General features: G+C 69.9%; 11 protein-coding genes. 7 read left to right on the plus strand and 4 right to left on the minus strand.

Translation table 11 applies throughout. The annotated features are described in order from the left end of the window. The coding region (locus tag ABNT58_RS21160; protein WP_348755392.1) for an aminotransferase class III-fold pyridoxal phosphate-dependent enzyme at window positions 1-1,026 on the minus strand (1,026 nt) is incomplete at its 3' end. A gap of 155 nt (window positions 1,027-1,181) precedes the next feature. Here ABNT58_RS21160 and ABNT58_RS21165 point away from each other — a divergent pair. From ABNT58_RS21165 to ABNT58_RS21185, 5 genes are all read left to right on the plus strand, one after another. Continuing rightward, window positions 1,182-1,661, plus strand: a complete 480-nt coding sequence (locus tag ABNT58_RS21165; protein WP_348755393.1) for an Lrp/AsnC family transcriptional regulator — start codon at window positions 1,182-1,184, stop codon at window positions 1,659-1,661. A gap of 121 nt (window positions 1,662-1,782) precedes the next feature. Then, entirely contained in the window at window positions 1,783-2,484 is a 702-nt protein-coding gene (locus ABNT58_RS21170) for a type 1 glutamine amidotransferase (RefSeq protein WP_348755400.1), read from the plus strand. A gap of 233 nt (window positions 2,485-2,717) precedes the next feature. Further along, complete coding sequence (gene aceA, locus ABNT58_RS21175) at window positions 2,718-4,016, plus strand: isocitrate lyase (RefSeq protein WP_250195102.1); 1,299 nt, start codon at window positions 2,718-2,720, stop codon at window positions 4,014-4,016. 207 nt (window positions 4,017-4,223) lie between these two features. Beyond that, window positions 4,224-5,144: an alpha/beta hydrolase gene (locus ABNT58_RS21180; protein WP_348755401.1), complete on the plus strand. Its 921-nt coding sequence runs from the start codon at window positions 4,224-4,226 to the stop codon at window positions 5,142-5,144. Next, window positions 5,141-5,998 (plus strand): YbgC/FadM family acyl-CoA thioesterase, encoded by an 858-nt coding sequence (locus tag ABNT58_RS21185; protein WP_348755394.1) that lies wholly within the window; start codon window positions 5,141-5,143, stop codon window positions 5,996-5,998. The genes ABNT58_RS21180 and ABNT58_RS21185 overlap by 4 nt, the downstream gene beginning before the upstream one ends. Before the next feature lie 16 nt (window positions 5,999-6,014). On the opposite strand, the gene ABNT58_RS21190 is transcribed toward ABNT58_RS21185, so the two are convergent. The 3 genes from ABNT58_RS21190 to ABNT58_RS21200 form a co-directional block, all read right to left on the minus strand. Beyond that, window positions 6,015-6,887 (minus strand): NRDE family protein, encoded by an 873-nt coding sequence (locus tag ABNT58_RS21190; RefSeq protein ID WP_348755395.1) that lies wholly within the window; start codon window positions 6,885-6,887, stop codon window positions 6,015-6,017. Continuing rightward, a complete protein-coding gene (locus tag ABNT58_RS21195; protein ID WP_348755396.1) occupies window positions 6,878-7,234 on the minus strand; it encodes a DUF4936 family protein in 357 nt (118 codons plus the stop codon). The genes ABNT58_RS21190 and ABNT58_RS21195 overlap by 10 nt, the downstream gene beginning before the upstream one ends. Before the next feature lie 78 nt (window positions 7,235-7,312). Beyond that, window positions 7,313-8,242 (minus strand): folate-binding protein, encoded by a 930-nt coding sequence (locus ABNT58_RS21200; RefSeq protein ID WP_348755397.1) that lies wholly within the window; start codon window positions 8,240-8,242, stop codon window positions 7,313-7,315. Between the two features lie 53 nt (window positions 8,243-8,295). Here ABNT58_RS21200 and mltG point away from each other — a divergent pair, with 53 nt between their 5' ends. Both mltG and tmk read left to right on the plus strand, forming a co-directional pair. After that, complete coding sequence (gene mltG / locus ABNT58_RS21205; protein WP_348755398.1) at window positions 8,296-9,309, plus strand: endolytic transglycosylase MltG; 1,014 nt, start codon at window positions 8,296-8,298, stop codon at window positions 9,307-9,309. After that, window positions 9,306-9,944, plus strand: coding sequence for a dTMP kinase (gene tmk, locus ABNT58_RS21210; protein WP_348755399.1), 639 nt, complete (start codon window positions 9,306-9,308; stop codon window positions 9,942-9,944). The genes mltG and tmk overlap by 4 nt, the downstream gene beginning before the upstream one ends. Window positions 9,945-9,982 lie beyond the last annotated feature (38 nt).

The raw sequence follows: 9,982 nt of genomic DNA on the forward strand, positions 1-9,982 counted from the left end.
AGCCCGCGCGAACAGCTCCTCGTCGCGATAGATGTCGAGCACCGCGGACGCCGCCGCGCAGGCCAGCGGGTGCGCCGAGTAGGTGTAGCCATGGAACAGGTCGATCGCATTTTCCGGCCCGTTCATCAGGCCGTCGAACACGTGCTTGCGCACGAACACGCCGCCCATCGGCACGGTGGCGTTGGAAATGCCCTTGGCCACCGTCATCAGGTCCGGGATCACGCCGAACTTCTCGGCGGCAAAAGAGGTGCCGAGGCGGCCGAAGCCGGTGATGACCTCGTCAAAGATCAGCAGGATGCCGTGCTTGTCGCAGATCTCGCGCAGCCGCTGCAGGTAGCCCAGCGGCGGAATCAGCACGCCGGTGGAGCCGGCCACCGGCTCGACGATCACCGCCGCGATGGTGGAGGCGTCGTGCAGCGCCACCAGGCGTTCCAGGTCGTCGGCCAGGTCGGCGCCATGGGCGGGCTGGCCCACGCTGAAGGCATTGCGCGCCGGATCGTGCGTGTGGCGGATGTGATCAACGCCGGCCAGCAGGTGGCCGAACATCTTGCGGTTGGCCACGATGCCGCCCACCGAGATGCCGCCGAAGTTGACGCCGTGGTAGCCGCGCTCACGGCCGATCAGCCGGGTGCGCGAGCCTTCGCCGCGGGCGCGGTGGTAGGCCAGCGCCATCTTCAGCGCGGTTTCCACCGACTCGGAACCGGAGTTGGTATAGAACACCTTGGTGAGCTCCGGCGGCGTGAGCTTGACCAGCCGCTCGGCCAGTTCAAAGGCCTTCGGGTGGCCCATCTGGAAGGGCGGGGCAAAGTCCATCTCCGCCGCCTGGTCGGCGATGGCCTGCACGATCTTCGGGCGGGCATGGCCGGCATTCACGCACCACAGGCCCGCCACACCGTCCAGCACCTCGCGGCCCTCGGGCGTCTTGTAGAACATGCCCTGGGCCTGGGCCAGCAGGCGCGGTGCCTTCTTGAACTGCCGGTTGGCGGTGAAGGGCATCCAGTAGGCGTCAAGTTCGGTGGTGCTCATGGGGCTGTCTCTCGAAGTGGTGGGCAGGTCCACAGGTTGGCCCTGGCGCTCGACAAAGTCTAGGGGGAGGCCCGCGCAATGTGCTTGCGCAATGGCAGGGGGCGTTACAAGCCAGCGCAATAAAATTCGAGCACCGCCTCAGTTCCTCGTATTTCATGCAAAAGATGTCCAGTGCAGTGCAACTTGATGCGATCGACGCCGCCATCCTGTCGGAGTTGCAAACCGATGGCCGCCTCACCAACCTGGAGCTGGCGCAGCGGGTGCACCTGTCGCCCTCGGCCTGCCTGCGGCGGGTCAAGCAGCTGGAAGAGGCGGGGGTGATCGACCGCTACGTGGCGCTGCTCAATCCCAAGGCGGTCGGCCAGCCGGGCACCAGCTTCACCATCGTCAACCTGGAGACGCTCACCGCGCCGGTGATCGCCGCCTTCGAAGGCGCGGTGCGCGACCAGCCGCAGATCCTGGACTGCTATTACGTGGCCGGCACCAACGATTACCTGATCCGCTTCACCTACCGCGACGCGGAGGACCTGGAGCGCTTTCATGCCGAAGTGCTGATGCACCTGCCCGGCGTGGCCCGCAGCAACTCGATGCTGGTGCTTCGCACCGTCAAGAAGACCACCGCGCTGGCCCTGTGAGCTGCGCGCACGTCCTGACGCGGCGCAAGCCCGCCGGGCCCCCGAATTGCTGCCTGCTGCCCATGAGCCTGATTTCCCCCTTCCAACGTCGTCCACGCCAGGAGTCGCCATCTTGAAACCCGTGCTGGTGCTGCAGAACATGAAAGGCGATGGACCCGCCTACCTGGCGCAATGGCTGGCCCGCGAGGGCATCGCGATGGACTTGCGCATGGCGCTGGCCGGCGATGCGCTGCCCGCCGACCTCAGCGGCCATGCCGCGCTGGCGGTGCTGGGTGGCGAGATGAGCGCCAACGACCCGCTGCCCGAGTTGCGCGCCACCGAACGCCTGATCGCGCTGGGCTTCGAGACCGGCGTGCCAGTGATCGGCCACTGCCTGGGCGGCCAGTTGATGGCGCGGGCGCTGGGCGCACGGGTGGTGGCCTCACCCTTGCCCGAGATCGGCTGGCAGGCCATCCAGATGCTGCCTGGTGCCGAGCGCGAGGCCTGGTTCGGCCCCGAGCCCACGCAGCACGTCATGCACTGGCACAACGAGGCGTTTGAACTGCCCGCCGGTGCCGTGTGCCTGGGCACCAACGCGGCCTGTGCGGTGCAGGCTTTCGCGTACGGCCCCCACCTGGGCATGCAGTTCCACATCGAGGTCAACGACGAGAAGCTGGGGCGCTGGTCGGCCTCGCGCGACCCGGCTTACCTGCGGGCCCAGCAGTCCCACCCTGACACCGTGCACACCGGTGATGTCATCAGGGCCGGCACCGTGGCCTTCCTGCAGGCGCAGCAGCGGCTGGCCGACCGGGTGTACGCACGCTGGTGGAGCGCCCGCCGCTGATTTCATCAAGCGAAATTGTCATTTCATATGGCGCAAAGAGCGGTTGCTGCGGCGCAGCAAGATTTCTCAACATGGAAGACAGCATCCTGCATTGCGGAATGAATGCCGTAACCTGTTGATTTTGAAGGAGAAGATTTTTAGTCTTATATAAGACATAAGTGTTCCCAGGCCGCGGGCGGCTGGTTACGCTGAAGCCATCTTCAGTCCACCCGTTCAACGCCAAGGAGCACACGATGACCTACGAAGCCACCCGCGAACAGCAGATCGCCGCCCTCGAGAAGGACTGGGCCGAAAACCCCCGCTGGAAGGGCATCAAGCGCGGCTACAGCGCCGCCGACGTCGTCCGCCTGCGCGGCTCGCTCAAGATCGAGCACACGCTGGCCAAGCGCGGCGCCGAGAAGCTGTGGAACCTGCTGAACACCGAGCCCTTCGTCAACTCGCTGGGCGCGATGACCGGCAACCAGGCCATGCAGCAGGTCAAGGCCGGCCTCAAGGCCATCTACCTGTCGGGCTGGCAGGTCGCCGGTGACGCCAACAGCAACGGCGAGATGTACCCCGACCAGTCGCTGTACTCGGTGGACTCGGTGCCCAAGGTCGTCAAGAAGATCAACAACACCTTCCAGCGCGCCGACCAGATCCAGTGGAGCGAAGGCAAGAACGACATCGACTACTTCGCGCCCATCGTGGCCGACGCCGAAGCCGGCTTCGGCGGCGTGCTCAACGCCTTCGAGCTGATGAAGGCCATGATCGAAGCGGGCGCCGCCGGCGTGCACTTCGAAGACCAGCTGGCCGCGGCCAAGAAGTGCGGCCACATGGGCGGCAAGGTGCTGGTGCCCACCCGTGAAGCCGTCAGCAAGCTGGTGGCCGCCCGCCTGGCCGCCGACGTGATGGGCACGCCCACCATCCTGCTGGCCCGCACCGACGCGGAAGCCGCCGACCTGGTGACCAGCGACGTCGACGAGAACGACAAGCCCTTCTTCACCGGCGAGCGCACCGTCGAAGGCTTCTTCCGCTCGACCAACGGCATCGAACAAGCCATCAGCCGTGGCCTGGCTTACGCCGAATACGCCGACCTGATCTGGTGCGAAACCGGCACGCCGGACCTGGCCTTCGCCAAGAAGTTCGCCGACGCCATCCATGCCAAGTTCCCGGGCAAGATGCTGGCCTACAACTGCTCGCCCAGCTTCAACTGGAAGAAGAACCTGGACGACGCCACCATCGCCAAGTTCCAGCGCGAGCTGGGCGCCATGGGCTACAAGTTCCAGTTCATCACGCTGGCCGGCTTCCACGCGCTGAACTACGGCATGTTCGACCTGGCCTACGGCTACGCCCGCAACAACATGACGGCCTTCGTCGAGCTGCAGCAGAAGGAATTCGCTGCCGCCGAGCGTGGCTTCACCGCGGTCAAGCACCAGCGCGAGGTGGGCACCGGCTACTTCGATGCGGTCACCACCACCATCGAAGCGCAGGCCTCCACCGCCGCGCTGAAGGGCTCGACCGAAGACGAGCAGTTCTTCGACAACAAGCATTGACGTTGGCCCCCAAGCTCGCTGTGCTCGCGCCCCCCGAGGGGGAGCTCAGTCCCTTGGGGCGGCCCGGCGGGACTGAGGTCCTGAAACTTTCCGCGCAGCGCCCATCGCTGCGCCAAATCGCCCGGGGCTCCGCCTCGGGCTTTTTTTTCGCCTGTTTATGCTTGGCGGGTGAAAGACACCGATCCCACCTCCTTGCTCACGCCCCAGATGGCCGCGCTGCTCGAGCGCATTCGCCGCGCCAACCGGCCGCCGTTCAGCAGCCTGCCACCGGCAGAGGCGCGCATCGCCTACACCGCGGCCGCCGAAGTGCTGGAGCCGCCGCGCGCGCCGCTGCCGCGGGTGCAGGACCTGACCGTGCCCGGCGGCGACGGCGCGCCGCGGCCGGCGCGGCTCTACGCGCCGTCCACCGACGACGGGCTGCCGGTGCTGCTGTACCTGCATGGCGGCGGCTTCACCATCGGCAACCTGGAAACACACGACAGCCTGTGCCGCCAGCTCGCGCTGCGCAGCGGCGGCGCGGTGCTGGCGCTGGACTACCGGCTGGCGCCGGAGCATCCCTTTCCCGCGGCGGTGGACGACAGCTGGGCCGCCCTGCGCTGGCTGGCCGGCCCGGGCGCCGATGCGCTGCGGCTGGACGGTCTGCGGCTGGCCGTGGGGGGCGACAGCGCCGGCGGCACCCTGGCGGCGGTGGCCGCGCTGCATGCGCGTGACATCGGCCTGCGGCTGGCACTGCAGCTGCTGATCACGCCGGGCACCACGGCCCATGCCGACACCGACTCGCACCGCCGCTTCGCGCACGGCTTCTTGCTGGAAGCGCAGGAGGTGGCCTGGTTCTTCGACCACTACATCCCGCACGAGCAGCGCACCGACTGGCGCTTTGCGCCGCTGCTGGCCGACGAGCTGGCCGGCGTGGCCCCGGCCTTCGTGCTGCTGGCCGAGTGCGACCCGCTGGTGGACGAAGGCGTGGCCTACGCCGACCGGCTGCGGTTGGCCGGGGTGCCCGTGGACCTGGACATCGTGCGCGGGGTGACACACGACTTCATCAAGATGGGCCGCGCGCTGCGCGAAGCGGCCACGGCGCAGCGGGCCATGGCCGACGCGCTGAAACAAGCCTGGGAGATGGCATGAAACGGGGAGACTTCCGCTTCCACGAACGGCTGCGGGTGCGCTGGGCCGAGGTGGACATGCAGCAGATCGTGTTCAACGGGCACTACCTGCTGTACTTCGACACCGCGGTGGCCGGCTACTGGCGCGCGATGGCGCTGCCCACGCAGGAGACGATGCGCCAGCTGGGCGGCGACATGTTCGTACGCAAGGCCACGGTGGAGTACCTGGCTTCCGCCCGCATGGACGAGCAGCTGGCGGTGGGCGTGCGCTGCGACCGCATCGGCAACAGCTCCATGAGCTTCGTGTGCGCGGTGTTCCGCGGCGAGCAATGCCTGGTGCACGGCGAGCTGGTGTACGTGTTCGCCGACCCCGCCACCCAGACCAGCCGCCCGGTGCCGCCAGCGCTGCGCACGGTGCTGGAAGGCTTCGAGGCGGGCGAGCCGATGGTCGAGCTGCGGGTGGGCCGCTGGGCCGACCTGGGCGAGGCCGCCCAGCGCATCCGGCAGCAGGTGTTCGTGGACGAGCAGCACATCGCCGCCGGGTTGCAGCACGACGCGGCCGATGCCGACTGCCTGCATGCGCTGGCCATCAACCGCATGGGCCTGCCGCTGGCCACCGGCCGGCTGCAGCAACTGGGGGGCGGCGTCGCCAGGATCGGCCGCATGGCCGTGCTGCCGGTGGTGCGTGGCAGCGGCGTCGGCCGCCAGGTGCTGGAAGCGCTGGCCGCCGAGGCCCGCAGCCGGGGCGACCAGGAACTGCTGCTGCAGGCGCAGATGAGTGCCGTGGGCTTCTACAGCCGGGCGGGTTTTGCAACGCGCGGACCAGTGTTCGAAGAGGCGGGCATCCCGCACGTGGAGATGGCACGGGCGCCTTGAAGGGCGGCCACCCACCTCACGGCGCCGCAAACTCCTGCTCGGTCGCATGGGCCTGCTCCACCGACCAGGCCTGCTGCGCACCGGCCTGGGGCGGCCAGTGGGGCAGCACGGCCCGGCGCACCGCCTCGGGGCTGCCGTCGGGCCGGAAGCTGCGCTCCTGCACATGCGTGACCACTCCCGCTTCGGTGCGCTCGACGATCACCACGGTGGAGCAGCGGGTGCCGTAGCCACGGTCGGGCATGTGCACGAAGGCAGCCGACAGTTCACGTTCCCGTTCGATCGGCACACCGGTGCGCGGCAGGTCGGCATCGGGCCAGGTGCGGCGGTCGGCCAGCGCGGTGAACAGCCGGTCGGCCAGGCCTTGCACGCTGCGGGCGGCGCCAACGGCCGAGCGCATGGCCTGCTTCAGGGCCACCACCTTGGGCCAGGGCGTGTCCAGCTGCGCATTCGACAGGCCGTAAAAGCGCCCGGTGTCCAGCCGGCGGGGGGCGGCGTCTTCACCGCACCAGAAGTGCAGCGCCTGCGCAAAGTCGATCGCGATCAGGTTGAACGGGTTGTAGCCCGCCAGGCCCACCTGCACCCAGAAGCGGTCGGGCGGCTGGTCGCCGCGCAACCACTGCGCCACGATCTCGCCGCGCGAGGGCGCGCCGGCTTCGAAGGCACCGGGCCGCCGCACGTTGGTGACCAGCGCCAGCCGGCCGGTGGCGCTGAGCGCGCACCAGCTGCCGCCGGCCTGCAGGTCGCGGCCACCCAGCACCGCCGGGCCGCCGCCATCGGGCAGCCACCAGCCCAGCCGGGCAGCGGGGCGCTGGTGGTACTCGTCGCGATTGGCGGCCAGCACGAACACATGGCGCGCATGCTGGCCGATGGACAGCGCCGCTAGACACATGGCGCAAACACCTCGACATGGCGGGCGCCGTCCACCCAGGGCGCGGTGCAGGCCGCCATGGCGGCCTCCAGGGCCACGGCGTCGGGCGGCTGCGCGGCGGCATCAGGCGGTTGCCACGCATAGGTTTCCATCAGCGTGGTGCGGGGTGGCCTGGCGGGGTCGGACAGGGCGTCGGCCGGCGCTGCCGGCTGCTTGATCAGCAGCTGCGCCTGCAGGCCCGGGTGGCGTGTCAGCCACTGGCCTTGCAGCGCCTGCACCGCCTGGATGCAGGCCGCGGCATCGGCCGGTGCTACGCGGTAGTACACATAGGCGCGGTGGCCCAGAGAGAAAGACGGGAACTGGAGCACGGCGGCACTGTAACGGAGCGGGCCACCGCAGGCCGGCCTACGGGCTTTGCGGCGGTCGCGCCTGTCAGCGTGCGGCCCTTACTCGGCTGCGCTGGGCAGCGGATAGGGCAGGGCCAACGGCCGCAGCGCCGGGCCGTCGGCCGCGCCCAGGTGCAGCCGCGCTTCGTCGAGCGCGGCCAGCTTCACTTCCACCAGCGCGGTGGCGGGCTGGCCCGCCGACGCATTGATCACCATGCCTGCCGGCTGGCCGGGGTCCTGGGCGTCGAACACTTCCTGGCCGGGCTGCGCCGCCGCGTCCAGCTCGAACAGCGCGGCGCGGCGCTTGGTGGTGCCGCGGTACTGGCTGCGCGCCACCACTTCCTGCCCCGGGTAGCAGCCCTTCTGGAAGTTGACGCCACCCACCAGCTCCAGGTTGATCATCTGCGGCACGAACTTTTCCACCGTGGCCGCCACGATGCGCGGAATGCCGCTGCGCACTTCCAGCGCGTCCCAGGCCGCCGCGTCCAGCGGGGGCAGGGCGGGCAGCGCCTCGGCCGCGCCGATGTAAACCGCCCGCGCGCAACCAGCCACCGCCGGCAGCACCGCCAGCTGGCCTTGCGGCTGCGTCAGCACGGTGCCCGGTGCGGCGCTGGCGGCTTCCAGGCTGGCCAGCGCATTGGATCCGGCCAGGCCCACCACCGCCAGCTCGGCGCTGGCGTCGGTGAGCTTGCACTTGGCCCGCAGCACGTACATGGACAGGCGCTTGAGCGTGGGCGCCAGCAGGTCGGCGCTGCACAGCAGCAGCAGGTCGTCGGCGCTGCCGCGCAGCACCACGAAGCTGGCCAGCAGCCGGCCCTTGGGCGAGCAGTAGCCCGCCAGGCGCCACTGGCCGGCCGGCAGGTTCTCGATGTCTTGTGTGAGCTGGCCGTGCAGGAAGCTGGCCGCGTCCGCACCGGTGGCCCGGATCACGCCCCAGTGCGCCAGCCGCGCGGCGCCGTGGGTCTCGGAGGGAGAAAAAGGGGTGTCCATCAGCCCATTATCATCAGCCGCACGATGACGACAGGCTGGGCTGGACTTACCGGATGAAGGCGCTTGGGCGGATGGTGGCAAGGGCGCTGCTGGTGATGGTGGCCGGTGTGCTGATGGTGGTGGGGCTGGTGGCCTGGTGGCTGAACCGGCCGCTGCCGCTGGCGCAGCCGCATGTGGAGCTGTCGATCGAGCCCGGCACCTCGCCGCGCGACGTGGCCCAGGCCTGGGTGCAGGCCGGCGTGCAGGCCGACCCCCGGCTGCTGTACGAATGGTTCCGCTGGTCGGGCGATGCGCGCCGCATCCGCGCCGGCAGCTACGAGATCGACGCCGAGACCTCGCCGCGCCGGCTGCTGGCCAAGATGGTGCAGGGCGATGAGGTGCTGGAGGTGGTGCGCCTGATCGACGGCTGGACGCTGCGCCAGTTCCGGCAGGCGCTGGCGGCGGCGCCATCGCTCAAGCCCGTGACGCGCGAGATGAGCGACGCCGAGCTGATGGCCGCACTGGGCGCGCCCGGCGTGCCGGCCGAAGGCCGCTTCTTTCCCGATACCTATGCCTACAGCCGCGGCGTCAGCGACCTGACGGTGCTCAAGCGCGCGCATGCGGCGATGGAGCGCAGGCTGGCCGAGGTGTGGGAACAGCGCGCCGCCGACCTGCCGTTGAAAAGCCCGCAGGAGGCGCTGATCCTGGCCTCCATCGTCGAGAAGGAAACCGGCACCGCCGCCGACCGGCCGCTGGTGGCCGGCGTGTTCACCAACCGGCTGCGCATCGGCATGCCGCTGCAGACCGACCCGACGGTGATCTACGGCATGGGCACCGCCTTCGACGGCAACCTGCGCAAGCGCGACCTGCAGACCGACACGCCCTACAACACCTACCTGCGCGCCGGCCTGCCGCCCACGCCCATCGCGATGCCGGGCCTGGCCTCGCTGCGCGCGGCGGTGCAGCCGGCCCGCACCCCGGCGCTGTACTTCGTGGCACGGGGCGATGGCAGCAGCGCCTTCAGCGAGAACCTGGCCGACCATAATCGCGCGGTCAACCAGTACCAGCGCCAGCGCAGCAGCAAGTGAGCCTTCCATCCGCAGCCCCTGCCGTGCCGGGGCGCTTCATCAGCTTCGAGGGCATCGACGGCGCGGGCAAGTCCTCGCACATCGCCGCCGCGGCCGACTGGCTGCGCGCGCGTGGTCGTGAAGTGGTGCTGACGCGCGAGCCCGGCGGCACGCCGCTGGCCGAGCAGTTGCGCACCCTGGTGCTGGAAGCGCCGATGGACCCGCTGACCGAAACCCTGCTGGTGTTCGCCGCCCGCCGCGACCACCTGCAGACGCTGATCGAGCCCGCCCTGGCCCGCGGCGCCTGGGTGCTCAGCGACCGCTTCACCGATGCCACCTTCGCCTACCAGGGCGGCGGCCGCGGCTTCGACCTGGCCGTGCTGGCCCAGTTGGAAACCTGGGTGCAGCAGGACCGCCAGCCCGACCTGACGGTGTGGTTCGACCTGCCGCCCGCCACCGCCGCCGAGCGGCGCGCCGCGGTGCGTGCGCCCGACCGCTTCGAGGCGCAGGACCTGGCTTTCTTCGAGCGGGTGCGCGCGGGTTACGCCGCACGGGCGCAGGCGGCGCCCCAGCGCTTTGCCCGCATCGACAGCAGCCAGCCGCGCGAAGCCGTGTGGCAGGACATCCTGCGCGTGTTGGAGCAGCGCACATGGTGATCGGCCCCGACGGCGAACTGGGCCTGCCCTGGCTGCGG

Source organism: uncultured Aquincola sp. (assembly GCF_964001545.1).
Lineage (GTDB): Bacteria > Pseudomonadota > Gammaproteobacteria > Burkholderiales > Burkholderiaceae_C > Aquincola.

Bases quoted from the DNA above. Each gene is read 5' to 3' on its own strand.
- ABNT58_RS21185 (WP_348755394.1), top strand. From the start codon at position 5,141: ATGAAACGGGGAGACTTCCGCTTCCACGAACGGCTGCGGGTGCGCTGG.
- aceA (WP_250195102.1), top strand. From the start codon at position 2,718: ATGACCTACGAAGCCACCCGCGAACAGCAGATCGCCGCCCTCGAGAAG.
- mltG (WP_348755398.1), top strand. From the start codon at position 8,296: ATGAAGGCGCTTGGGCGGATGGTGGCAAGGGCGCTGCTGGTGATGGTG.
- ABNT58_RS21190 (WP_348755395.1), bottom strand. From the start codon at position 6,887: ATGTGTCTAGCGGCGCTGTCCATCGGCCAGCATGCGCGCCATGTGTTC.
- ABNT58_RS21200 (WP_348755397.1), bottom strand. From the start codon at position 8,242: ATGGACACCCCTTTTTCTCCCTCCGAGACCCACGGCGCCGCGCGGCTG.
- ABNT58_RS21165 (WP_348755393.1), top strand. From the start codon at position 1,182: ATGCAAAAGATGTCCAGTGCAGTGCAACTTGATGCGATCGACGCCGCC.
- ABNT58_RS21180 (WP_348755401.1), top strand. From the start codon at position 4,224: ATGGCCGCGCTGCTCGAGCGCATTCGCCGCGCCAACCGGCCGCCGTTC.